Below are 22,921 nucleotides of genomic sequence, written 5' to 3' on the forward strand. Positions count from 1 at the left end.
ACTGTGATGACCGGCATCCCGGAGGCGTTCGCCCGGTTCCGCTCCGACCTCGACGCCGCGGTGACCAGGGGCAGGCGCGCGGCGGCCGCCGCGGGCGCGAGGACCGCGGCCCAGCGCGACCGGAACCGGGAGCTGGCCGACCGGGCCAGGGCCCGCCAGGTCCGGCCGGAGGGGCACGCGCCGACGTCGCCGGACGTGCAGCGGGTCGCCACCGGGTTCCGCCACCACCGCGGCCTGCCCGTCGAGGAGCTGCCGCCGGCCGCTGAACTGCTCGCGCCGGAGAAATCGCGAGAGCAAACGAACGCGAATGCAAATCCCGTTCCGCCGGCGCCCGTCCTGGGTTCTCGCGCGGTGGCGGGCCCGCGTGGTCAACTGCCCCCCGAGAGGGGCGATGACGAGGACTTTTCGCAAGCGCGAATCCTCTACTGAGCGCGTTTCGGCACCCGTCGCGTTTACTACCGCAACTACTTCCCGGAAACTCGCGACAGTGTGGAACCGACCGTGGCAGGGTCTGCGTCGTAAGAGGCGTACCGAGCAAGAACGCCTGATCTCTTCGACCTAGGGGGTCTCTCCCAATGGCTGGTTACTCCACCGGACATCCCGAACTGCTCAACGCCGCCAAGGACATCGTCAGCACGAACGACAACGTCCAGGGCGTGCTGCGCCAGCTCGGCAGCACGATCGACGGCCTGTCCGGCGCGTGGGCCGGTGGCGCCGCCGACGCGTTCCGCAAGCTGATGGAGCGCTTCAACCAGGACGCGGACAAGCTGCAGAAGGCGCTGCTCGACATCGCGGAGCAGATGGACAGCACGGCTGCGACCTACATGCAGCAGGAAGAGGAGCAGTCGGCGGAGATGTCCAACATCACCTCCCGCCTCGGCTGATCCTGCGGAATTCACCATTCGTTTCCGCGCCACCCGCTTTCCGCACTTCGCTTTTCTGACTTAACCTCCAAGGGGAGATCATGGACATCAAGGTCGACTTCGGGCAGCTGAGCAGCGCCGCGTCGGACATCAGCAGCCAGGCCAACAGCATCGAGTCCGAGCTGGAGAACCTCAAGTCCCGCCTCGCGCCCGTCATCGCGCAGTGGGAAGGTGGCGCTTCGGCCAACTACCAGGACGCGCAGCGCCGCTGGGACGAGTCCGCCGCGGGCCTGCAGCAGGTGCTCGCCCAGATCGGCATGGCCGTCGCCTCCGCGACCGACGCCTACCAGGCCGCCGAGCGCAAGAACTCCGAGCGCTGGTGACACAAGTCACCCCCGTGTGACTGCCGCGGGCCCCGGGATCCTCGAGGATCCGGGGCCCGCGGGCGCTTTTCCGCCGGTTCCCCGGCCCGATCGGGCCGCGCCGGAGCCGGATCACGCCGGGTCGGAGGTGTTTCGGAGGGGTCGTTTTGACCCGTGCCGACCCCAACCGGTATCTTCCTACGTTGTTGTGCGGTAACTGGTGCGCACTGTGCGTGCCTCGTGTTCTGGTCCTCTGCCCACCTGGGGTCTCTGGCCTGAGCAGCCGCCGCAATGACCCCAGACGCAAGTGACGACGAGGTAGACCCGTGCGCACGTACAGCCCGAAGCCCGGCGAGGTGACCCGAACCTGGCACGTGATCGACGCCCAGGACGTGGTGCTCGGTCGGCTCGCCACCCAGGCCGCGACGCTGCTGCGCGGCAAGCACAAGCCGACTTACGCCCCACACGTTGACACCGGTGACTTCGTCATCGTCATCAACGCGGACAAGGTGGCGTTGACCGGCAAGAAGCGTGATCAGGAGTTCGTGTACCGGCACTCCGGTTTTCCGGGCGGCCTGAGCCAGCGCTCGTTCGGCGAGGTGCTGGACACCCGCGCCGACCGGCTGGTCGAGAAGGCGATCAAGGGCATGCTGCCCAAGAACCGCCTCGGCCGCGCGATCGCGGGCAAGCTCAAGGTCTACACGGGCCCGAACCACCCGCACGCTGCGCAGCAGCCGCAGCCGTTCGAGATCAAGAAGGTCGCCCAGTGACCGAGCAGCAGACCGAGGACACCGACGTGACGACCCCTGAGGCCGAGAGCGACGCCGTCGAGGCCGAGACCACCGAGGCTGAGGCCACCGAGGCCACCGAGTCGGAGACCACCGAAGCCGACGACACCGAGGCCGTCGAGGCCGAGGCCGTCGACGGCGAGGCGGACGAGGCCGAGGCCGCGCCCGTCGTGCGGCACACCCTGAACGCGGGTGCGCACCACCTCGCGCAGACGGTCGGCCGCCGCAAGCAGGCCATCGTCCGCGTGCGGCTCCTCCCCGGCACCGGCAAGTTCACCCTGAACGGGAAGTCGATGGACGACTACTTCCCGAACAAGGTGCACCAGCAGCTCATCCGCGAGCCCCTGGTGACGACCGAGAAGCCGGAGACGTTCGACGTCATCGCGAACCTGCGCGGCGGCGGCACCACCGGCCAGGCCGGTGCGCTGCGCCTCGCGATCGCGCGTGCGCTGATCGCCGTCGACTCCGAGGACCGCCCGGTGCTGAAGAAGGCCGGCTTCCTCACCCGCGACCCCCGGGTCAAGGAGCGGAAGAAGTACGGTCTCAAGAAGGCCCGCAAGGCGCCTCAGTACAGCAAGCGCTGACCTTTTCCAGGTCCAGCGAGCACGATCCTGCGGGAGCAGTCAGTTCTTCGTCGAACTGCTGCTCCCGCAGTGCTTTTCCGCCCGGTTCCGCACGCACATGGAGGTCACGGCGATCATGGCTCGGCTGTTCGGCACCGACGGCGTACGCGGTCTCGCCAACGCGGACCTGACCCCGGAACTCGCGCTGTCCATCGCCGCCTCGGCGGCACGGGTGCTGGCCGAGCACGACCGCTCGCACCGCCCGGTCGCCGTGGTCGGCCGCGACCCGCGGGCCAGCGGCGAGATGCTGGAGGCGGCGGTGGTGGCCGGCCTCACATCGGCGGGCGCGGACGTGCTGCGGGCGGGCGTGCTGCCCACCCCGGCGGTCGCGTACCTGGTGGCGGCGCTCGGGGCGGACGTCGGCGTGATGATCTCCGCCTCGCACAACCCGATGCCCGACAACGGCATCAAGCTGTTCGCCGCGGGCGGGCACAAGCTGCCCGACGCGGTCGAGGACGAGATCGAGCAGAAGCTGGGCGAGCGCGACCACCGCCCGACCGGCGCGGGCATCGGCCGCGTCCGCGACGTCGAGGACCCCGAGGGCCAGTACGTGCAGCACCTGCTGAAGGTGACGCCGCACCGGCTGGACGGCCTGAAGGTCGTGGTGGACTGCGCGAACGGCGCCGCGTCCGCCGCCGCGCCGGACGCCTACCGCCGGGCGGGCGCCGAGGTCGTCGAGATCCACACCGCGCCCGACGGGCTGAACATCAACGACGGCTGCGGCTCCAACCACGTCGGCCCGCTGCGGGCCGCGGTGGTCGAGCACGGCGCCGACCTGGGCATCGCGCACGACGGTGACGCGGACCGCTGCGTCGCGGTCGACGCCGACGGCAACGACCTGGACGGCGACCAGGTGATGGCGGTGCTGGCGCTGGGCATGAAGGAAGCCGGCGAGCTGACCGACGACACGCTGGTCGCCACCGTGATGAGCAACCTCGGCCTGCACCTGGCGATGCGCGAGCACGGCATCGCCCTCAAGACCACCGCGGTCGGCGACCGGTACGTGCTGGAGGAGCTGCGCGCCGGCGGGTTCGCGCTGGGCGGCGAGCAGTCCGGGCACGTGATCCTGCCCGCGCACGCCACCACCGGCGACGGCCTGCTGACCGCGCTGCGGCTGATGTCGCGGATGGCGGAGACCGGCAAGCCGCTGGCCGAGCTGGCGGGCGTGATGCGCCGGCTGCCGCAGGTGCTGATCAACGTCGTGGTCGGGGACAAGGCGGCGGTGGCGGAGGACGCCGCGGTGAACGAGGCCGTGGCCGCCGTGTCGGCCGAGCTGGGCGACACCGGTCGGGTGCTGCTGCGGCCGTCCGGCACCGAGCAGCTGGTGCGCGTGATGGTCGAGGCGGCCACGCACGAGCTGGCCGAGTCCGCCGCCCAGCGGTTGGCGGGTGTGGTTTCCTCGGTGCACTGATCCTGACGCCGGGGGTGTGCGGGTGCCGAACATCGGGCCGATCGAGCTGATCATCATCTTCCTCTTCCTGATGGCAGGGGTGGTGGTGCTGGTCGTGGTGACGACGAAGAAGCGCAACCGGCAGCAGGGCCACCCGCCTCCCGGCTACGGCCAGGGCCGGCCGGGCTACGGCCCGCCCCCGGGTTACGGGCCACCTCAGGGCCACGGCCTGCCGCCGCAGGGTCAACCGGGCTACGGCCCGCCCGGTCACGGCTACGGCCAGCCGCCGCAGGGCCTGCCGGGCCAGGGTCAGCCGGGCTACGGCCAGCCAGGTCAGGTTCAGCCGGGCTACGGCCAACCAGGCCAAGCGCAGCCGGACTACGGTCAGCCGGGCCAGGGTCAGCCGGGCTACGGCCGGCCGGACCAGGGTCAGCAGGGCTACGGCCAGGGCCTGCCGCCGCAGGACCCGGGCTCCCACCCGCCCGGCCCACCGGCCGGCGGACCCCCTCCCCAGCAGGGTTGAGGGCAGCTTCGCGAAGGCAATCGACTTCGCCGATCGGCGGAACGCCGCCGTTCCGGGCTGCGATCCTTGGGCGGAACCCGGAACGCCGCCGTCGCGTCCGACCGGGGACGAGGGGAGGCATCAGCGCATGTCGGGTTATCAGGCGAACGCGGGCGAGATGATGTCCTCCGCGACGACCATCCAAGGCGTCGCGGGCGACATCGACGAGTACAAGGCCAAGGTCACGTCGAGCGCGGTCACCGCCGCGAACTTCGGCCGTGAGCACACCGCGGGCGGTTCCCGCTACCTCGCCGGCTTGCCGAAGATCGCCGAGGCGATCACGGCCCACGCCACCGCGCTGCGCGGCCTCGCCGACAAGCTGCGTGAATCCGCCAACGGCTACGACTGGTCCGACCAGGGCAACGCCGACACGTTCAACAACACCGGGAACAAGTGATGGCGCCGTCCTGGGAAGACGTCAAGAAGATCGTCGACGACCCCTCGGTCCCGCACGACCAGAAGAAGTCGCTGCTGGAGGCGTACTACGTCGCCGACGCCGAGGGGAACGTCCTCGGTGGCACGCACAACAACGAGCTCGAGGAGTACCTGGACGACTACGACATCTCGTGGGGCGACGGCTTCGGCCAGTCGTTCGCCAACTCGATGCCGTGGAACGACAACTCCGAGGAGAAGCTGAACAGCGCGTACGACCAGGCCAAGAAGTCGTACGACGACGGCAACCGCGAGAGCCGGCAGCACGACGAGGACAAGCAGGCGGGTTCGGACGCGCTGGCGGCCTCGGAGCAGCGCGCGTCCGACGGCGGCGCGGGTGTGGCCAACTCCAACGAACTGCTCGACGCGGGCAAGCCGGGGTTGAAGTACTTCGAGAACTTCCTGCCGGCCTACGAGAAGGCCAAGAGCATCATCGGCGTCGGCACCAAGGTCGACACCTCGATCGACAACCTGCACAAGCGCTACGACGAGCAGCGCGACATCGACTTCCACAAGATCGACATCGACATCGTGGAGCTGCGCCAGGTCGCGACGGACTCGCGCAACCGGCAGGCGGACGCCGAGAAGTCGATCGGCAAGGTCTGGGCGAACTGGACCGGTGGCGCGGCGGACAACTCGCGCCGGTTCGTCACCGAGATGTCCAAGAAGGCCGGCGCGCACGCGGACGCGATCGACCACATCGCCGAGGTGACGCGGGCGACGTGCCACACGGTGTCCGGGCTGGTCAACGCCAAGGCGCGGACGATCCTCGAAGGCGTGCAGAGCCCGTTCGACATCGCGGGCGTGAGCCCGGCGCAGGTCGAGCAGGTCGTGCAGGGCGCGACCAGCGACGACGAGTCGCTGCTGCGCCGCGTGGCCGGGTTCGTGAACTTCCAGATCGACGACGAGGCGTGCGACGACGACGTGTGGAAGGAAGAGGTCCGCAAGAAGTCGCGCGAATGGCTCCAGGGCACCTTCCACAGCGACGTCAACGGCAAGTGGGAGCTGTTCGACACCATCTGCAAGACCACCAAGGAATCGGTCGACAAGGCCTGGGAAGAACTCGGCAAGCAGCTCGACGCGTTCAACACCAAGCCGTTCGAACCGGCCAAGGCGGAGCCGCCCGCGGACAAGCCGGGCGACAAGCCGGGCACGGGCGGGTCCGACCAGCCCGGCACCGGCGGTGGCACGCCCCCCGGCGGTGGTGGCGGCACGCCGCCCGGTGGTGGTGGCGGTGGCACCCCCGGCGGCGGCGGTGGCGGCACGCCGGAGATCCCGAAGCTGGAGAACCCGCTCGACAAGGACGGCGACGGCAAGCCGGACGTGCCGGGCGACCTCGACGGCGACGGCAAGCCGGACACGGGCGCGGACCAGGACGGCGACGGCAAGCCCGATGGCAAGCCCGACGGCCTCAAGTCCGACGAGGAAGCGCCGGAGACCGTCACCATCAAGAGCGGCGACAACGAGATCAAGATCACCGAGCCGGACGCCGACGGCCAGGTGATGATCACCGTCGACACCCCGACCAGCGAGCCCAAGAGCTACCAGGTCGACTTCAGCGCGAACCCGGACGCGGCGAAGGCCCTGATGGGCCAGAACGGCGGGGCAGCGCTGGCGAGCGCGCTGAGCGGCGCGACCCCGGTCGCGGCCGCGACGTCCGGCGGCCCGGTCGCGACCGGAGCGCCCGCCGGCGACGTGACCCCGGTGCAGGCCGGAGCGGACGGCAAGGCGCTGATCGAGCTGGACGGCCTCGCCATCACGGCCGAGGTCGACCCGCTGACCGGTGAGATCAACCTGACCGTCGACAACGGCGACGGCACGCCCGAGGAGTACGGCGTCGAGTTCGGCGAGGACGAGCCCGCCGGTTCCTCGCCCGCCGACCTGCCGGGCGACCTGGGCAGGCCGGGACCCGACTTCGAGCCGCTGATCGGCGACAACCCGGCGGGCCGGCCCGAGGGCGCGGTGTTGGCCGGTGCGTCCGAGGGCGCGGCGAGCTTCGGCCCGGCGCCCACCGAGGGCGCGTCGTTCGTCGGCCAGGGCTTCACCGAGCCCGTCGCGGCCCAGCCCGGGTTCACCGAGCCGTCGGCCGCGCCGGCGTTCACCGAGCCCGTCCAGGCGCAGCCCGCGCCCGGCCCGTCGTTCGACCAGGGCTTCAGCCAGGGCGGCGGCGGCTTCGGTGGCGGTGGCGGGGGTGGCTTCGGCGGCGGCGGCGGTGGCGACGGTCACGGCTTCGGTGGCGGTGGCGGCGGTCAGAACTTCGGCGGTGGCCAGGGCTTCAACGGCGGTCAGGGCTTCGGCGGTGGTCAGGGCTTCGGGTCGTTCGCGGCCGCGGACACCGGTGGCACGACCGCGCCCTCCGGCGCGTCCGTCTTCGGCGGTGGCGGCGGCAGCGGCTTCAACGGCGCGGACTCGGTGCTCGGCGGCGCGAACGCGAGCAGCGGCCAGGACAGCCCGTGGAGCAGTCCGCCGTCGTCCTCCGACCAGGGCCTCGCCGACACCAACGCCTCGCAGGCGGGCCAGGCCGGGTCGGCCACCCTGCCGTCCATGCAGGACGGCGCGACCGCGGGTCAGCCTTCCGGCTCCAGCACCGGCGGGGGCATGATGGGCGGCGGGATGATGGGCGGCGGCATGGCGGGCGGCGGTCAGCAGCAGGGCGGCGGTGACACCGAGCGCAGCAGCGGTTCGGGCCAGTGGCGCACCACCGGGTCGCTGTTCGACGACGACGACCTGAGCATGCAGCGGCTGGGCGGCCTGCTGGGCGAAGACCGCCGGTGATCGGCTCCGACGGGGGGAGGGCACGTGTCTGATCTCGACTCGCTGGAAGCCGTCAAGCGACGGCTCGAAGGCATCAAGTCCGAGCACTCGGCGCGGATGGAGTTGGCCGCGCGCAAGTTCGAGGAGTCGAACAAGGCGACCGCGGAGAGCCACAAGAACTTCGTGGAGAAGGAGAAGCGGCTCGTCGAACGCCTGCGCGAGATGGCGAAGGCCAAGCGCGAGGCGGCGGAGAACCGGAACAATCCGAAGGAGTACGCGTTCGGCCCGTCCGACGACGACGCGCCGCCGGACGAGATCGCCCGGGAGCTGGCCGAGCTGGAACGAGCGCGGGCCGCGAACGCGGCGGCCCAGGCGCCGGCGGGCGAGGGGTTCCTGCGCGGTCCCGAGCCCGCGCAGCGCGCCCCGTGGGGTCGGGCTCCGAGCGGTCCGCCGGCGCCACCGCCGCCGCCGGTGCAGCCGGCCCGCCCGCCCGCGCCGCCGCCCAGGCGACGTCCGCAGCAGGTCGAGGACGACGACGACTTCGGCGGTCAGAGCTGGTTGACGTGACCCGTGAGCCCCGCCTCGGCGGGGCTCATCGCGTTGCGGGCAGCGCGGGCGACGTGCTCAGCGGACCGCGCTGGAAGGTCAGCACGGCGCCCTTCACGTCCTCGTTCAGCAGCGCGTCCCACTGCTTCTCGCCCTTGAGCGTGCGCAGCAGGAACGCCGTGGTCAGCGCCCGCGCCAACCGCTGCGCCGCCCGTTCGCCCTTGCCGTCGAGCAGCAGCTCGCTCCAGTGCCGCCCCTCGGCGAACCCCAGGTGGCTGGTCTTCGGCAGCGACCGCAGCTGCACCGGTCCCTGCCACGCCTCCGCGATCGCGTCCGCGTGCCCGACCGGCGGCGCGATGCGGTCCTCACCGCCCGCCAGGTGCAACCCGGGCACGGTCACCCTCCGGGCGGCGTCCAGGGCCGACGGCCGGGTCTCCGACGCGGCCAGCGTCACGACCGCGCGCACCCGCGCGTCGTCCGCCGCCGCGAGCACCGCCGCACCGCCGCCCATCGAGTGGCCGGCGACCGCCAGCCGCGACTGGTCGACGCTGATCCCGCCGTCGCCCAGCCGCACGCCGGTGCACACGTCGAGGGTCGTCCTCAGGTTCCCGGCGAGCAGCCGCGACGACATCAGCGGACCGCGCTGGGTGCCCGGCGCCGCCGCCACGAAGCCCCACGACGCCAGGTGCCGCAGCAGCGCCCGGTACCGGTTGACCGGCTGCAACCAGCCGTGGCCGAACGCCACGGCGGGCAGCCCGAGCCCGGCCGCGGGCGTGTAGACCAGGCCCGGAAGGCCGACCAGCGCCAGGTCGCCGCGCAGCACGGGGTGCTCACCGGGCCTGCTGAGCTGGTCGAGGACCTGCTTCGCCGTGTAGCCGCTCACCACGCGAACGGTAGTCGATCGAGGTCGTGCCGCGCACGCCTAGATTGGTCTACACCAATTACGTCACCCACCTGGGCAAACGCGGTGAAGTGGCCCTGTCGGGTGATGCCGCTGGTCTAGTTACGCTGTGCGGCGTGTGCGGAATCGTGGGATATGTGGGACACAGGTCGGCGCTGGACGTCGTGCTCGACGGACTTCGACGGCTGGAGTACCGGGGCTACGACTCGGCAGGCGTCGCCGTCCTCGACGGCGCGGGCGGCCTGGCCGTCGAGCGCAAGGCCGGTCGCCTGACCAACCTGGAGACCCGGCTGGACGAGGTCGGGCGCGAGGCGTTCGCGGGCACCGCCGGCATGGGCCACACCCGGTGGGCCACGCACGGCGCGCCGGTCGACCGCAACTCGCACCCGCACCGCGACGCCACCGGCCGCGTCGCCGTCGTGCACAACGGCATCATCGAGAACTTCGCCGCCCTGCGCGCCGAGCTGGAGGCCGACGGCGTCGAGATGGCCAGCGACACCGACACCGAGTCCGCCGCGCACCTCATCGCCCGCGCGTACGACGAGGGCGACACCAAGGGCGACCTGGAGGCGAGCGTCCGCGCGGTGGTCCGCCGCCTCGAAGGCGCGTTCACCCTCGTCGTCACGCACGCCGACCACCCGGACGTGGTGGTGGCCGCCCGCCGCTCGTCGCCGCTGGTCGTGGGCGTCGGCGAGGGCGAGACGTTCCTCGCCAGCGACGTGTCCGCGTTCATCGAGCACACCCGCGAGGCCGTCGAGCTCGGCCAGGACCAGGTCGTGGTGATCGACCGCGACGGCTACCGGGTCACCGACTTCGACGGCGGCGCCGCCCAGGCCAAGCCGTTCACGGTGAACTGGGACCTGTCGGCCGCCGAGAAGGGCGGCCACGAGTACTTCATGCTCAAGGAGATCGAGGAGCAGCCGGAGGCGCTGGCCAACACGCTGCGCGGGCACTTCCGCGACGGCCGGGTCGTGCTGGACGAGCAGCGGCTGTCCGACCAGGACCTGCGCGACGTCGACAAGGTCTTCGTGGTGGCCTGCGGTTCGGCCTACCACTCCGGCCTGGTCGCCAAGTACGCCATCGAGCACTGGACGCGGCTGCCCGTCGAGGTCGAGCTGGCCAGCGAGTTCCGCTACCGCGACCCGGTGCTGGACCGCGACACGCTGGTCGTCGCCGTGTCGCAGTCCGGTGAGACGGCCGACACGCTGGAAGCCGTCCGGCACGCCCGGGCGCAGAAGGCGCGGGTGCTGGCGGTCTGCAACACCAACGGCGCGCAGATCCCGCGCGAGTCCGACGCCGTGCTCTACACGCACGCCGGACCGGAGATCGGGGTCGCGTCGACCAAGGCGTTCCTGGCCCAGATCGCGGCGAACTACCTGGTCGGGCTGGCCCTGGCGCAGGCGCGCGGCACGAAGTACCCGGACGAGGTCGCCCAGGAGTTCCACCAGCTGGAGGCCATGGCGGACGCCGTGGGCAAGGTGCTCGGCACGGTCGAGCAGGTCCGCGCGCTCGGCCGCGAGCTGGCCGACTCGAAGGCGGTGCTGTTCCTCGGCCGGCACGTCGGCTACCCGGTGGCGCTCGAAGGCGCGCTGAAGCTCAAGGAACTGGCCTACATGCACGCCGAGGGCTTCGCGGCGGGCGAGCTGAAGCACGGGCCGATCGCGTTGATCGAAGAGGGCCTGCCGGTGGTCGTGGTGATGCCGTCGCCCAGGGGGCGCGCGGTGCTGCACTCGAAGCTGGTGTCGAACATCTCGGAGATCCAGGCCCGGGGCGCGCGCACGATCGTGATCGCCGAGGAGGGTGACGAGACGGTTCGCCCGTTCGCGGATCACCTGATCGAGATCCCGGCGGTGCCGACGCTGCTCCAGCCGTTGATCTCCACGGTGCCGCTGCAGGTGCTGGCGGCGGAGATCGCCCGCAGCCGCGGCTACGACGTGGACAAGCCGCGCAACCTCGCCAAGTCCGTCACGGTCGAGTAGGGCAGGCTTGGCCCCATGCGGGGTCTGTGGACGACGGATCGGGTCAGGGCGGCCGAGGAGCGCGTCATGGCGGTCGTGCCGCCGGGCGCGCTGATGCGCCGGGCGGCGTTCGGCGTGGCGGTCGTCGCGGCGGAGCTGCTGACGGGCCGGCGGCGGGTCGGACTGCTCGTCGGGGCGGGGAACAACGGTGGCGACGCGCTGTGGGCGGGGTACTACCTGCGCAAGCGCGGCGTGACCGTGACCGCCGTTCTGCTGACACCTGATCGGGCGCACGCCGAGGGGCTGGCCGCGTTCCGCCGCGTCGGCGGGCGGGTGGTCCCGAGGCTCGGCGACGTCGACCTGGTGATCGACGGGATCGTGGGGCTGTCCGCGCGCGGGCCGCTGCGACCGGACGCCGCCGAGCACGTGGCGCACCTGGACGCGCCCGTGCTGTCGGTGGACCTGCCCAGCGGCGTCGACCCGGACACCGGCGCGGTCCCCGGACCGGCCGTGCGGGCGCACACCACCGTGACGTTCGGCTGCCTGAAGCCGGTGCACGCGCTGGCCGACTGCGGCGACGTGCGGCTGGTCGACATCGGGATCGGCGGCGAGCTGCACGGGCCCGACCTGCTCGAACTGGAGCTCGCCGACGTCGGCGCGGCGTGGCCGGTGCCCGGTCCGGGGGACGACAAGTACACCCAGGGCGTGACGGGCGTCGCCGCCGGTTCGGCGACCTACCCCGGTGCGGCGGTGCTGGCGACCGGTGCGGCGCTGCTGTCGACGTCCGGCCTGGTCCGGTACGCGGGCGCGGCGGCGGAGGACGTCCGGGCGCGGTGGCCGGAGGCGATCTGCACCGGTTCGATCACCGACGCCGGTCGGGTGCAGGCGTGGGTCGTCGGTCCCGGCCTGGGCACGGGCCTGGGGTCGGAGGCCGTGCTGCGGACCGTGCTGGAGGCGGGCGTGCCGGTGTGCGCGGACGCCGACGCGATCACCATGCTGGCCAACAACCCGGACCTGTGGGACGCCCGCGACCCCGACACCCCGCTCGTGCTGACACCGCACGACCGCGAGTACGAGCGCCTGGCCGGCCCGGTGGGCGTCGACCGGGTCGCCGCCGCCCGCAGGCTGTCCGAGCGCTTCAACGCCGTCGTCCTGCTCAAGGGCCACGCCACCGTCATCGCCGGCCCCGACGGCCGCGTGCTGGTCAACCGCGCCGGCTCCTCGTGGGCCGCCACCGCGGGCTCCGGCGACGTCCTCTCCGGCGTCCTGGGCTCCCTCCTCGCCGCCGGCCTGGACCCGGTCCTCGCCGCCGCCTGCGCCGCCAAGCTCCACGCCCTCGCCGCCACCCTCGCCGCCGACGGCGCCCCGATCCCCGCCACCTCCCTCCTCTCCGCCATCCCCACCGCCATCCGCACCACCCGCCACCCCTGACCCCCGCGAGTCGAACCCCCACGTCCCGCGTGTCCTACGTTCCCGACCACCGTGTCCTACGTTCAGGACCCCCGAGTTCAACATTCAGGACATGTCTGGCCGCCCTGAGCGTTGAACTCGGGGGTCGCGAACGTAGGACACGGTGGTCCTGGGCGTAGGACACGCGGGACATGAGTGTTCGACTCGGGCGATCGGGGTGGGTGGGGTTGTGTCAACATGGACGGCGTTATGGCTGCTCCTCGCGCTGAGGTCGTGATCGACCTCGACAGACTCCGGCACAACGTCGCGTACCTGGACGGCTTGGCGCCGAACGCCGACACGATGGCCGTCGTCAAGGCCGACGCGTACGGGCACGGCGCGGTGCAGGTGGCCAGGGCGGCCGTCGAAGCGGGCGCGACCTGGCTCGGCTCCTGCTCGCTCGCCGAGGCGCTGACCCTGCGCGCGGCCGGGTTGACGGTGCCGATCCTGGCCTGGCTCGACCCGCCCGGCACGGACTACGCGCCCGGCGTCGAGCAGGGCGTCGACCTGTCCGCCTCCTCGCCCGCCCAGCTGGACGACATCGCGGCGGCGGCCGCCCGGGTGGGCCGGGCGGCCAGGGTGCACCTCAAGATCGACACCGGGCTGTCCCGCAACGGCTGCCCCGCCGCGGACTGGCCCGAGCTGGTCGAGCGGGCCGCCAAGACCCCCAACGTCGAAGTTCACTCGATCTGGTCACACCTGGCCGTCGCCGACGAGATCGGCCACCGCGCCACCGACGCCCAGGCCGAGCGCTTCGACGACGCCTACCGCGAAGCCCTCGCCGCCGGCCTCGACCCGCGCAGGCACATCGCCAACTCCGCCGCCCTCCTCACCCGCCCCGACCTGCACCTGGACCTGGTCCGGCCGGGCATCGCGATCTACGGCCTCAACCCCGTCCCGGCGCCCGCCGACCTGCGCCCGGTGATGGCGTTCCGCTCGACGGTCGCCCTCACCAAGCGCATCCCGGCCGGCGAGTCCGTCTCCTACGGCCTGAGCTGGACCGCGAAGACCGACACGACGCTGGCCCTGGTGCCCGTCGGTTACGCCGACGGCGTGCCGCGCAGCCTGTCGAACCGGATGCACGTGCTGCTGGCCGGCCGCCGCCGCCCGGTCGTCGGCCGGGTCTGCATGGACCAGGTCGTGGTGGACTGCGGCGACGACGCGATCGCCGAGGGCGCCGAGGTCGTGCTGTTCGGCGCCGGCGAGCACGGCGAGCCGACGGCCCGCGAGTGGGCCGACACCACCGGCACCATCGACTACGAGATCGTCACCGGCATGTACCGACCGCGTGTCACCCGGACGTACGTCGGGGCACGTCCGTGAACACGGTCTGGAAGGCCGTCGGCTGGGCAGGGGGCGTCCTCGGCGCCGCCGCGACCGGTGTCGCGGTCGGCCTGGCGGCCAACCAGAAGAAGGTCTCGCACGACCGCGAAGCGGCCGACCCGCTCGCCGACGAACGCCTGGGCCGCCTCACCCCGACCCGCGAGTCCACGGTCGCCGCGGACGACGGCGTGCCGCTGTCGGTCGAGGAGGTCGACCCGGAGGACGGCGGGAAGCCCGAGGTCACGGTCGTCCTCGTGCACGGCTTCGCGCTCGACCGCCGCTCCTGGCACTTCCAGCGCCGCGACCTGGCCCGCCTCACCGAGCCGCGGGTCCGCCAGGTGGTCTACGACCAGCGCAGCCACGGCCGCTCCGGCCGGTCCACCGCCCAGGGCAGCACGATCGACCAGTGCGCCGGCGACCTGGACGCGGTCATCCGCTCGATGGCGCCCTCCGGCCCACTGGTGCTGGTCGGCCACTCCATGGGCGGCATGACGATCATGGCGCTGGCCGAGCAGCGGCCGGAGCTGTTCGCCGAACGGGTGCGCGGCGTCGCGCTCGTCGGCACGGCGGCGGGCGCGGTCGGCGGCGCGGGCCTGCCGAAGTCGGTGCTGTCCCGGCACAACCCGGTGACGCTGGGCATCGGCCGGCTCGCGGGCCTGCAGCCGGGTCTGGTGGAGTGGGTCCGGCGGCGGGCGTCGACGCTCACGTGGAGCGGCATCCGGGCGCTGGCGTTCGGCTCCGGCCCGGTCAGCCCGTCGCTGGTGGACCTGATGGAGCAGATGATCAACAGCACCACCGTGCAGGTGCTCACCGAGTTCCTGGAAACCCTCGGCACGCACAACCGCTACAAGGCGCTGGCCGGTCTGCGGCACTGCGAGGTGCTGGTGATCAGCGGCGACGCGGACCGGCTGACGCCGTTCTCGCACGCCGAGCGGATGGCCGAGGAGATGCCGCACGGCGAACTGGTCCGCGTGCCCGGCGCGGGCCACATGCTCATGTTGGAACAACCCGACCTGGTCACCGGGCACCTGGTCGGTCTGGTTCGGCGCAGTGCCGCCGAACGGTCGGAAAGCGGGCGGCAGTGGTGGCGACGAGCGTGAGCGTGACGCTCCCCGAGGTGCGCGACACCGAGGAGTTCGGGCGCAGGCTGGGTGGCGTGGTGCGGGGCGGTGACCTGGTGCTGCTGTCCGGGCCGCTGGGCGCGGGCAAGACGGCGCTGGTGCGCGGGCTGGCCGCGGGCCTGGGCGTGGCGGGCCGGGTCAGCTCGCCGACGTTCGTGATCGCCAGGGTGCACGACCCCGCGCCGGACGGCCGCGGCGTGCCGCTGGTGCACGTGGACGCGTACCGGCTCGGCGGGCACCTGGACGAGCTGGACGACCTGGACCTGGACACCGACCTGGTGGACGCGGTGGTGGCCGTCGAGTGGGGTGAGGGCGCGGCCGAGCGGCTGTCCGAGGACCACCTGCTGATCCGGCTGGAGCGGCGGGACGACGACGTGCGGGTCGCGCACCTGCACCCGCACGGCGCCTGGGTCGACCGCGAGCTACCGGTCTGAGGTCCCGCGCACGACGCCCGGCCGGGTCCGGGCCCGGTCGAGCCGCGCCCCGCAGCCCGGCCGGCCCGGCGGGTTCACCGCAGTTCCCGCTTGAGCACCTTGCCCATGTCGTTGCGCGGCAACGCGTCCACGTACCGGACCACCCGCGGCCGCTTGTGCGGGGACAGCAGCCGGGCCACGTGGTCGCTCAGCACCTCGGGCGCGGGCGGCTCGCCCTCGGCGACGACCCACGCCACCACCCGTTCGCCCAGGTCGTCGTCCGGTTCGCCGGTCACCGCGACCTCGGCCACCGCCGGGTGCTCCAGCAGGGCGTTCTCGATCTCGCCCGCGCCGATCTTGTAGCCGCCGCTCTTGATCAGGTCCGTGGCGCGGCGGCCGACGATCCGCACGTACCCGTCCGGCTCGACCACGGCCAGGTCGCCGGTGCGGAACCAGCCGTCGCGGAACGCCTCGCGGGTGGCGTCCGGCCGGTTCAGGTACTCCAGGAACAGGTTCGGCCCGCGCACCTCGATCTCGCCCGGCTCGTCGCCGACCACCCGCAGCTCGACCCCGTCCAGCGGCGGTCCGACCGCGCCCGGCCTGCGGTCGCCGTCGGCGCGGACGCTGGTGTTCATCAGCGTCTCGGTCATCCCGTACCGCTCGACCACGCGCTGGCCGGTCAGCCGCTCGATGCGCTCGTGCACGGACGCGGGCAGCGCCGCCGAGCCGGACACCAGCAGCCGGGCCCGCCCGAACGCCGCCGCGTGCTCGGGGGCGGCCGCGATCCGGTGGTACATGGTCGGGACGCCGAACACCATCGTGCCGCCGGCCAGCAACGCCTCGGCGGCGCCTGCCACGCTGAACGACCCGAGGTGGTGCGCGGTCCCGCCGCGCCGCAGCGGCCCGAGCACCCCGACGCCCAGGCCGTGCACGTGGAACAGCGGCAGGCCGTGCACCACCACGTCGTCCTCGGTCCACGCCCAGGCCGCGGCCAGCGCGTCGAGGTTGGTCGCGAGCGCGCGCCGGGGCAGCACCACGCCCTTGGGCGGTCCGGTCGTGCCGCTCGTGTAGACGATCAGCGCGGGCGCCTCGCCGTCCGGCTCGGGCAGGTCGACGGGCGGCCCGGACGGCAGCTCGTCGTCCACCACGAGGTCCGGCTCGCTGTCGCCGAGGATGTGCGCGAGCTCCCGCTCGCCGACCTTGGGGTTGAGCGGCACCACCGGCACGCCGGCCAGCAACGCCCCGACGACGACCACGCACGTCTCGGGCGTCGACCGCGCCCACACCGCCACCCGCCGCCTGCCCACCAGCCCGCAGGCCACCTGGCGCGCTTCGCGGGCCAGCTGCTCGTACGTCAGCTCGCGCTCGGGGAACCGCAGGGCAACCTTGGACGACGGCGAGGCCAGCGCTGGCAGCAGCATCCACCAACAGTGGCCTCATCCGCCGCCGCACGCATCACAAGTGTGGTTCGAGCCACGCCAACAGGTGGATCTTCGGCCGCGCGCCCGCGGTCTGTGCCACCAGTTCGCCGTCCTTGTACAGCTGGAGCGTCGGCGCGGACATGATCCGCTGGTCGCGCGCCGTGCGCGGGCTCGCGTCCGTGTCCACCTTCACCACGGTCAGGTCGTCCCGCTCGCGGTCGATCTCGGCCAGCACCGGCTCCAACACCCGGCACGGCCCGCACCAGTCGGCCCCGAACTCCACCAGGACGGCGCCCGTCCCCACGGCCTCGGTGAACTCGTCGTCGGTCAACGTCCGCACGGCCTGCTCCTCTGCTCGGCTTCTTCCAGTTGCGCGCGCACCCGGTCGCGGACCGCCTGGAGCCGGGTGACGCAGGCGTCCAGCTCGGCGAGCTTGCGCCGGTACACCTCGACCGACGCCGGGCAGGCGTCGCCGGTGGTGTGGCCGTCGCGCAGGCACTCGACGAACGGGCGGGTGTCCTCCAGGGCGAACCCGATGCCGGTGAGCGAGCGGATCTCGTCCACCAGGCGCAGGTCGGCCTCGTCGTACTCCCGCTGCCCGTTCGCGCCGCGTCGCGCGGTCAGCAGCCCCAGGGACTCGTAGTAGCGCAGCGCCCGGGTCGTCGTCCCACCCCGGCGTGCCAGTTCTCCGATGCGCACGGTGCCGATCCTCCGACTTGACGTCGACGTCAACACAAGTGTGGTTCACGCCACCCGATACCCTTCACAGTTGTGCTAGCGCTCGCCTTGGACACCGCGACCCCCGCCGTCACGGCCGGTGTGGTGGAACTGACGCCCGACTCGCCGCCGCGCCTGCTCGCCCAGCGGGTGACGGTGAACTCGAAGGCGCACGGCGAGCTGCTGACCCCGCACCTCCAGGAGGCGCTGGCCGAGGCCGGTCACCGGCTGGCCGACCTGGACGCGATCGTCTGCGGCTCGGGCCCCGGGCCGTTCACCGGCCTGCGCGTCGGCCTGGTCACCGCCGCGGCCCTCGGCCAGGCGCTCAACCGGCCCGTCTACCCGGTGCCGACCCCGGACGCGATCGCGCTGGACGCCGCCACCGGCCGGCCGCTGCTGGTGGCCACCGACGCGCGGCGCAAGGAGGTGTACTGGGCGGCCTACGACGCGGCCGGCCGGCGCACCGACGGGCCGCACGTGGACCGGCCCGCCGACCTGCTCGCCAAGCTGCCCGCGGTCGTCGACGCGACGGGCGAGGGCGCCGAGCTGTACGCCGACGTGCTCGGCCTGCCGCTGGTCCAGGCGCGCTACCCGTCGCCGGTGTCGCTGGTCGCGGTGGCGGCCGACGAGCTGCTGGCCGGGGCGCGACCGGCCGCGCTCACCCCCCTCTACCTGCGCCGACCCGACGCCGTCGAGCCGGTGGGCCGCAAGCGGGTGACCAAGGCGTGAGCCCCCGCACCGCGACGATCGCGCCGCTGCGCCACGAGGACGCGGCCCGGTGCGCGGAGATCGAGCAGGCGCTGTTCCCCGGTGACGACCCGTGGAGCGAGAACGCGTTCCGCAGCGAGCTGGACAACGGCAACTTCTACGTCGGCGCGTACTCCGACGGCGCCCTGATCGGGTACGCGGGCCTCGGCCTGACCGACTTCGAGGCCAGCGTGCACACCATCGCCGTGGTGGCCGACCACCAGGGCGCCGGCATCGGCCGGACGCTGCTGCGGGCGCTGCTCGCCAAGGCCGACGAGGCCGGCCTCCCGGTGTTCCTGGAGGTCCGCACGGACAACGCGCGGGCCATCGACCTCTACCTGGCGCACGGCTTCGAGCACCTGGGCGTGCGCCGCCGCTACTACCAGCCGTCGGGCGCCGACGCGTACACGATGGGAAGGCCCGCGAACCGTGACTGACCGGCTCATCCTCGGTATCGAGAGCTCGTGCGACGAGACCGGCGTCGGCATCGTCCGGCTCGGCCCGGACGGGGCGGTGGAACTGCTGGCCGACGAGGTGGCGTCCAGCGTCGAGGAGCACGCCCGCTTCGGCGGCGTCGTGCCCGAGGTCGCGTCCCGGGCGCACCTGGAGGCGATGGTCCCGACCATGCGCCGGGCGGTGGAGAAGGCCGGGATCGAGCTGCGCGACGTGCACTCGATCGCGGTCACCGCGGGTCCGGGCCTGGCGGGCGCGCTGCTGGTCGGCGTGTCGGCGGCCAAGGCGTACGCGGCGGCGCTGGACAAGCCGCTCTACGGCGTCAACCACCTCGCCGGGCACGTCGCCGCGGACACCCTCCAGCACGGTCCGCTGCCCGAGCGGTGCCTGGCGCTGCTGGTGTCCGGCGGCCACTCGCAGCTGCTGCTGGTCGAGGGGCTGGCGGAGCGGATCACCGAGCTGGGGTCCACCGTGGACGACGCGGCGGGCGAGGCGTACGACAAGGTGGCCCGGCTGCTCGACCTGCCCTACCCGGGCGGTCCGCCGATCGACAAGCTGGCCAAGCAGGGCAACGGCTGCGCGATCGCGTTCCCGCGCGGGCTGACCGGGCCGCGCGACTCGAAGTACGACTTCTCGTTCTCCGGCCTGAAGACGTCGGTCGCCCGGTGGGTGGAGAAGCAGGAGCGGGCGGGCGAGGAGATCCCGCTGGCCGACGTGGCCGCGTCGTTCCAGGAGGCGGTGGCCGACGTGCTGACCGCCAAGGCGATCCGGGCGTGCAAGGACCTCGGCGTGGACACCCTGGTGATCTCCGGTGGCGTGGCCGCGAACTCGCGGCTGTCCGGCCTGGCGGCGGAGCGCTGCGCCGAGGCGGGCATCGAGCTGCGCGTCCCGCGCCCCCGCCTGTGCACCGACAACGGCGCGATGATCGCCGCCCTCGGCGCCCACCTGGTCGCCGCCGGCGCGAAGCCGTCCGCCCTGGACCTGTCCACCACCCCCGGCCTCCCGGTGAGCACCATCCAAATCCTCTGACCCCCGCGTGTCCTACCCCCAGCACGCGAGAGTCCTACGTTCGGAACGCGAGAGTCCTACGTTCGGAACACCCGAGTTGAACGCTCAGGACACCCGGACGTCGAGCCCTTCGGCCTGACCGCCGTCGAACGCCACCGTGAACGCCGCCGCGCCCAGGGTCGACCGGGCCGCGGCGGCGATCCGGTCGACGTCGCCGCGCTCCCCGACGGGCAGCGGCACGCCGACGGACGCCCGCACGGCCGTCGCCGCGCCCAGCAGCCGGGCCGCCTCCGCCGCGTCACCCGCCAGCCGCCGGGCGCCCGCCAGCCCCTCCAGCGCCAGCGCCACCGCCCGTGGGTCGCCGACCTGCCTGGCCAGCGCCAACCCCTCGGACTGCAGCCGCGCCGCCCGCGCCGCGTCACCGCGCAGCTCGGCCACGAACCCCAGCTCCGCCAGCAGCAACGTGCTGCCCGCCTCGAACCCGACCTGCCGGTGCCACGCCCGCAGCCGCTCCCAGTGCGCCTCGGCCGCGTCCAGCCGCCCCTCCCGCCGCGCGCCCATCGCCAACCCGGTCTCCGCGTACACCTCGCCGGGCGCGAACCCGTGCTCGGCCGCCACCTGACGGGCCTGTTCGTGCAGGTCACGCGCCTTCGCGTAGGCGCCGTCGGTCAGCGCGACCCGTCCCAGCCACGACAGCTTGTACGACACCTCCGGCCACGACCGCAGCTCCTCCGCCACCCGCAGCCCCTCCCGGTGCACGGCCTCCGCCCGCGCGTTGTCACCGGACAGCTGCGCCAGCACCCCCAGCCCGAACGACGCCTTCAGCTGCCCCCACCGCTCACCCAGCTCCGCGAACAGCGCCGCGCTCCGCTCCGCCGACGCCCGCGCCTCCTCGACCCGACCGCGTGCCAGGGCCTGGCTCACCCGGTCGCTGTGCGCGGCGGCCACGCCCCACCGGTCGCCCAGCTCCTCGAACGCCGCCAGCGCCTGCCCGGTCAGCACCTCGGCGGCCGGCATGCCGCCCGCGGTCGACAGCACGTAGCCCAGGAACCACCGGGCGCGCGCCCGGCACAGGGGGTCGGCGATCCCGGCCGTCCCGGACACCGCGGCCGGGTCCACCGCCTCGCCCAGCAGCACCCCGAACGCGGCCCGCCACGCCACCGCCACCGGATCGGCGGAGGTCAGCAGCCGCCGCCCCTCCCGCAACCGCCCGCGCAGGAACCAGTACCAGGTCAGCGCGGTGCTCAACCGGTCCGCGCCGGCCGGCTCCAGCGCCTCGTGCGCGGCACGCAGGTTCGCGGTGTCGGCGTCCAGCCGCTCCAGCCACCGCAGCTGCCCCGCACCGCGCAGCTCCGGGTCCGCCCGCTCGGCCAGCGCCAGGTAGAACGCCGCGTGCCGCTGCCGCACCCGCTCGAACTCGCCCGCCTCGCGCAGCCGCTCCCGCCCGTAGTCCGCCACCGACTCCAGCAGCCGGAACCGCGGCTCGCCGCTGTGCTCCGGCGCGACCACCAGCGACCGGTTCACCAGCCCGGCCAGCACGTCCACCACCTCGTCGGCCGCCACACCGCCGCCCGCGCACACGGCTTCGGCGGCGTCCAACGCGCACCCGTCCACGTGCACGGCCAACCGCCGCAGCACGACCCGTTCGGCGTCGCCGAGCAGGTCCCAGCTCCAGTCGATCATCGCCCGCAGCGTGCGCTGCCGGGCGGGCGCGTCCCGGTGCCCGGTCGCCAGCAACCGGAACCGGTCGTCCAGCCGGTCCAGCAGCGCGGGCACGCCCAGCCCGCGCACCCGCCTCGCCGCCAGCTCCACCGCCAGCGGCAACCCGTCGAGCCGCCGGCAGATCGCCTCGACCAGCGGCGCGTTGTCCGGCGTCAGCGCGAACCCCGGCGCGGCGCGCGCCGCGAACAGCTGGACGGCGTCCGCCACGTCCAACGGCGGCACGGCCCACACGGTCTCGAACGACAGGCCGAGCGGTTCCTGGCTGGTGGTGAGCACCCGCAGCCCCGGCACGGCCCGCAGCAGCCGCGCCACCAGCGCGGCGACCGGCTCGACCAGCCGCTCGCAGTTGTCCAGCACCAGCAGCGCCTCCCGCGGGCGCAACGCCTCCACCAGCGCGTCCTCCCGCACCCCGAGCACGTCGGCCACGGCGCCGGCCACCTGCTCGTCCCGCCCGACGCCGGCCAGCTCGACCAGCCACACCCCGTCCGCGGCCGACGCCCGCCGCGCGACCTCCAGGGCCAGGCTCGTCTTGCCGACACCGCCGGGACCGGTGAGCGTCACCAGCCGGGCGTCGCGGGGCAGGTCGCCCAGGTCGCGGACCGCGTCCTCCCGGCCGACCAGCGCGCCGACCGGCGCCGGCAGGTTCGTGCGGACCGCCGCGGCGGCGCCGAGCGCCGGGTCGTGGTCGAGGACCGCCCGGTGCAGCGCGGCCAGCTCCGGACCGGGTTCCAGCCCCTGCTCCTCGGCCAGCAGCCGGCGCAGCGCGGCGTAGCTCTCCAGCGCCTCGACCTGCCGCCCGGCCCGGTACAGGGCGCGCATGTGCAGCCCGCGCAGGCGTTCCCGCAACGGGTGCCGCGCCACCTCGGCCGTCAACGCCGCCAGGTCCGGCTCGCCCGTGTGCGCCTCCAGCGCCAGCAACCGCTCCTCGGTCCACCGGGCCACCACCGGCGGGACGAACGGCGCGTCGGCGAACTCCGCCAGCGGCTCGCCGCGCCACAGCGCCAGCGCCTCGCCGAACCGCCCGCAGGCCACCAGCTCCCGGAACCGCAGCACGTCCAGGCAGTCCGGGTCGACCCGGACCCGGTACCCGGCGGGCCCGTGCGCCACCAACCCGCGCCCACCCGGCTCCGCCGCCTCCAGCGCCCGCCGCAGCTGCGAGACCTTGGTCTGCAGGGTGTTCACCGGGTTGCCGGGCGGCTCGTCGCCCCACAGGTCGAACACCAGCCGGTCCGCCGGCACCGGCCGCCCCTCGTGCGCGAGCAGGTCCGCCAGCAGCAGCCGGACCTTGGCCTCCGGCACCCGCACCGGGACGCCGCCCGCCGTCCACACCCCGAGCGGGCCCAACACCCCGAATCTCACGCCGGGACG

The 22,921-nt window shown here is 73.6% G+C and carries 23 protein-coding genes; 18 read left to right on the plus strand and 5 right to left on the minus strand.

Translation table 11 applies throughout. From position 1 onward, the window contains the following. Positions 1-6 precede the first annotated feature (6 nt). From AB0F89_RS10325 to AB0F89_RS10370, 10 genes are all read left to right on the plus strand, one after another. Positions 7-429 carry a hypothetical protein gene (locus AB0F89_RS10325; protein WP_367134893.1) on the plus strand — a complete coding sequence of 141 codons (423 nt, stop codon included), beginning with the start codon at positions 7-9 and terminating at the stop codon, positions 427-429. A gap of 146 nt (positions 430-575) precedes the next feature. Beyond that, positions 576-884 carry a WXG100 family type VII secretion target gene (locus AB0F89_RS10330; protein ID WP_367134895.1) on the plus strand — a complete coding sequence of 103 codons (309 nt, stop codon included), beginning with the start codon at positions 576-578 and terminating at the stop codon, positions 882-884. 80 nt (positions 885-964) lie between these two features. Next, the gene (locus AB0F89_RS10335) at positions 965-1,246 is read left to right on the plus strand and encodes a WXG100 family type VII secretion target (RefSeq protein WP_367134897.1); all 282 of its coding nucleotides are present in this window, start codon (positions 965-967) and stop codon (positions 1,244-1,246) included. 305 nt (positions 1,247-1,551) lie between these two features. Further along, on the plus strand, positions 1,552-1,995 hold the full coding sequence (rplM, locus tag AB0F89_RS10340; RefSeq protein WP_033436749.1) for a 50S ribosomal protein L13: 444 nt from the start codon (positions 1,552-1,554) through the stop codon (positions 1,993-1,995). Further along, a complete protein-coding gene (gene rpsI / locus AB0F89_RS10345) occupies positions 1,992-2,597 on the plus strand; it encodes a 30S ribosomal protein S9 (RefSeq protein WP_367134899.1) in 606 nt (201 codons plus the stop codon). The genes rplM and rpsI overlap by 4 nt, the downstream gene beginning before the upstream one ends. Before the next feature lie 115 nt (positions 2,598-2,712). Continuing rightward, on the plus strand, positions 2,713-4,047 hold the full coding sequence (gene glmM / locus AB0F89_RS10350) for a phosphoglucosamine mutase (RefSeq protein WP_367134901.1): 1,335 nt from the start codon (positions 2,713-2,715) through the stop codon (positions 4,045-4,047). A 22-nt stretch (positions 4,048-4,069) separates the two neighbouring features. After that, positions 4,070-4,549: a hypothetical protein gene (locus AB0F89_RS10355; protein WP_367134903.1), complete on the plus strand. Its 480-nt coding sequence runs from the start codon at positions 4,070-4,072 to the stop codon at positions 4,547-4,549. Positions 4,550-4,676: 127 nt separating this feature from the next. Further along, on the plus strand, positions 4,677-4,985 hold the full coding sequence (locus AB0F89_RS10360) for a type VII secretion target (RefSeq protein ID WP_367134905.1): 309 nt from the start codon (positions 4,677-4,679) through the stop codon (positions 4,983-4,985). Further along, positions 4,985-7,795: a hypothetical protein gene (locus AB0F89_RS10365; protein ID WP_367134907.1), complete on the plus strand. Its 2,811-nt coding sequence runs from the start codon at positions 4,985-4,987 to the stop codon at positions 7,793-7,795. Before AB0F89_RS10360 ends, AB0F89_RS10365 begins: the two co-directional genes overlap by 1 nt. A gap of 24 nt (positions 7,796-7,819) precedes the next feature. Beyond that, positions 7,820-8,341, plus strand: coding sequence for a hypothetical protein (locus tag AB0F89_RS10370; RefSeq protein ID WP_367134909.1), 522 nt, complete (start codon positions 7,820-7,822; stop codon positions 8,339-8,341). 25 nt (positions 8,342-8,366) lie between these two features. Here the strand turns inward: AB0F89_RS10370 and AB0F89_RS10375 are convergent, their stop codons facing one another. Next, the gene (locus AB0F89_RS10375) at positions 8,367-9,203 is read right to left on the minus strand and encodes a dienelactone hydrolase family protein (RefSeq protein ID WP_367134911.1); all 837 of its coding nucleotides are present in this window, start codon (positions 9,201-9,203) and stop codon (positions 8,367-8,369) included. A 134-nt stretch (positions 9,204-9,337) separates the two neighbouring features. On the opposite strand from AB0F89_RS10375, the gene glmS reads away from it, so the two are divergent. The 5 genes from glmS to tsaE all read left to right on the plus strand — a co-directional run bounded on the left by glmS (position 9,338) and on the right by tsaE (position 15,506). Continuing rightward, complete coding sequence (gene glmS / locus AB0F89_RS10380) at positions 9,338-11,200, plus strand: glutamine--fructose-6-phosphate transaminase (isomerizing) (protein WP_367134913.1); 1,863 nt, start codon at positions 9,338-9,340, stop codon at positions 11,198-11,200. Positions 11,201-11,215: 15 nt separating this feature from the next. Further along, positions 11,216-12,610 carry an NAD(P)H-hydrate dehydratase gene (locus tag AB0F89_RS10385; protein ID WP_367134915.1) on the plus strand — a complete coding sequence of 465 codons (1,395 nt, stop codon included), beginning with the start codon at positions 11,216-11,218 and terminating at the stop codon, positions 12,608-12,610. 228 nt (positions 12,611-12,838) lie between these two features. Continuing rightward, positions 12,839-13,951 (plus strand): alanine racemase, encoded by a 1,113-nt coding sequence (gene alr, locus AB0F89_RS10390; protein ID WP_367134917.1) that lies wholly within the window; start codon positions 12,839-12,841, stop codon positions 13,949-13,951. Then, complete coding sequence (locus tag AB0F89_RS10395) at positions 13,948-15,051, plus strand: alpha/beta fold hydrolase (RefSeq protein WP_367134919.1); 1,104 nt, start codon at positions 13,948-13,950, stop codon at positions 15,049-15,051. Before alr ends, AB0F89_RS10395 begins: the two co-directional genes overlap by 4 nt. After that, positions 15,048-15,506 carry a tRNA (adenosine(37)-N6)-threonylcarbamoyltransferase complex ATPase subunit type 1 TsaE gene (gene tsaE / locus AB0F89_RS10400; RefSeq protein WP_367134921.1) on the plus strand — a complete coding sequence of 153 codons (459 nt, stop codon included), beginning with the start codon at positions 15,048-15,050 and terminating at the stop codon, positions 15,504-15,506. Before AB0F89_RS10395 ends, tsaE begins: the two co-directional genes overlap by 4 nt. Positions 15,507-15,580: 74 nt before the next feature. Here tsaE and AB0F89_RS10405 read toward each other — a convergent pair whose 3' ends face one another. The 3 genes from AB0F89_RS10405 to AB0F89_RS10415 are packed head-to-tail and all read right to left on the minus strand — an operon-like array spanning position 15,581 to position 17,605. Then, positions 15,581-16,906: an acyl-CoA synthetase gene (locus AB0F89_RS10405; RefSeq protein WP_367134922.1), complete on the minus strand. Its 1,326-nt coding sequence runs from the start codon at positions 16,904-16,906 to the stop codon at positions 15,581-15,583. Between the two features lie 34 nt (positions 16,907-16,940). Beyond that, the gene (locus AB0F89_RS10410) at positions 16,941-17,246 is read right to left on the minus strand and encodes a thioredoxin family protein (protein WP_367134924.1); all 306 of its coding nucleotides are present in this window, start codon (positions 17,244-17,246) and stop codon (positions 16,941-16,943) included. Further along, on the minus strand, positions 17,234-17,605 hold the full coding sequence (locus tag AB0F89_RS10415) for a MerR family transcriptional regulator (protein ID WP_367134926.1): 372 nt from the start codon (positions 17,603-17,605) through the stop codon (positions 17,234-17,236). Before AB0F89_RS10415 ends, AB0F89_RS10410 begins: the two co-directional genes overlap by 13 nt. A 72-nt stretch (positions 17,606-17,677) precedes the next feature. Here AB0F89_RS10415 and tsaB point away from each other — a divergent pair, with 72 nt between their 5' ends. From tsaB to tsaD, 3 genes are read left to right on the plus strand one after another with little or no spacing between them, the layout of a single operon-like run. Then, positions 17,678-18,352 (plus strand): tRNA (adenosine(37)-N6)-threonylcarbamoyltransferase complex dimerization subunit type 1 TsaB, encoded by a 675-nt coding sequence (gene tsaB / locus AB0F89_RS10420; protein WP_367134928.1) that lies wholly within the window; start codon positions 17,678-17,680, stop codon positions 18,350-18,352. Beyond that, on the plus strand, positions 18,349-18,807 hold the full coding sequence (gene rimI / locus AB0F89_RS10425; RefSeq protein WP_367134930.1) for a ribosomal protein S18-alanine N-acetyltransferase: 459 nt from the start codon (positions 18,349-18,351) through the stop codon (positions 18,805-18,807). Before tsaB ends, rimI begins: the two co-directional genes overlap by 4 nt. Beyond that, positions 18,800-19,852: a tRNA (adenosine(37)-N6)-threonylcarbamoyltransferase complex transferase subunit TsaD gene (gene tsaD / locus AB0F89_RS10430; RefSeq protein ID WP_367134932.1), complete on the plus strand. Its 1,053-nt coding sequence runs from the start codon at positions 18,800-18,802 to the stop codon at positions 19,850-19,852. Before rimI ends, tsaD begins: the two co-directional genes overlap by 8 nt. 84 nt (positions 19,853-19,936) lie before the next feature. On the opposite strand, the gene AB0F89_RS10435 is transcribed toward tsaD, so the two are convergent. Next, positions 19,937-22,912, minus strand: coding sequence for a BTAD domain-containing putative transcriptional regulator (locus tag AB0F89_RS10435; protein ID WP_367134934.1), 2,976 nt, complete (start codon positions 22,910-22,912; stop codon positions 19,937-19,939). Between the last annotated feature and the right edge of the window lie 9 nt (positions 22,913-22,921).

Origin of the sequence: Saccharothrix sp. HUAS TT1, from assembly GCF_040744945.1 — a bacterium.
In the GTDB taxonomy this organism is placed as follows: Bacteria; Actinomycetota; Actinomycetes; order Mycobacteriales; family Pseudonocardiaceae; genus Actinosynnema.

Bases quoted from the DNA above. Each gene is read 5' to 3' on its own strand.
- AB0F89_RS10325 (WP_367134893.1), top strand. From the start codon at position 7: ATGACCGGCATCCCGGAGGCGTTCGCCCGGTTCCGCTCCGACCTCGAC.
- AB0F89_RS10330 (WP_367134895.1), top strand. From the start codon at position 576: ATGGCTGGTTACTCCACCGGACATCCCGAACTGCTCAACGCCGCCAAG.
- AB0F89_RS10335 (WP_367134897.1), top strand. From the start codon at position 965: ATGGACATCAAGGTCGACTTCGGGCAGCTGAGCAGCGCCGCGTCGGAC.
- glmM (WP_367134901.1), top strand. From the start codon at position 2,713: ATGGCTCGGCTGTTCGGCACCGACGGCGTACGCGGTCTCGCCAACGCG.
- AB0F89_RS10360 (WP_367134905.1), top strand. From the start codon at position 4,677: ATGTCGGGTTATCAGGCGAACGCGGGCGAGATGATGTCCTCCGCGACG.
- AB0F89_RS10365 (WP_367134907.1), top strand. From the start codon at position 4,985: ATGGCGCCGTCCTGGGAAGACGTCAAGAAGATCGTCGACGACCCCTCG.
- AB0F89_RS10385 (WP_367134915.1), top strand. From the start codon at position 11,216: ATGCGGGGTCTGTGGACGACGGATCGGGTCAGGGCGGCCGAGGAGCGC.
- alr (WP_367134917.1), top strand. From the start codon at position 12,839: ATGGCTGCTCCTCGCGCTGAGGTCGTGATCGACCTCGACAGACTCCGG.
- AB0F89_RS10405 (WP_367134922.1), bottom strand. From the start codon at position 16,906: ATGCTGCTGCCAGCGCTGGCCTCGCCGTCGTCCAAGGTTGCCCTGCGG.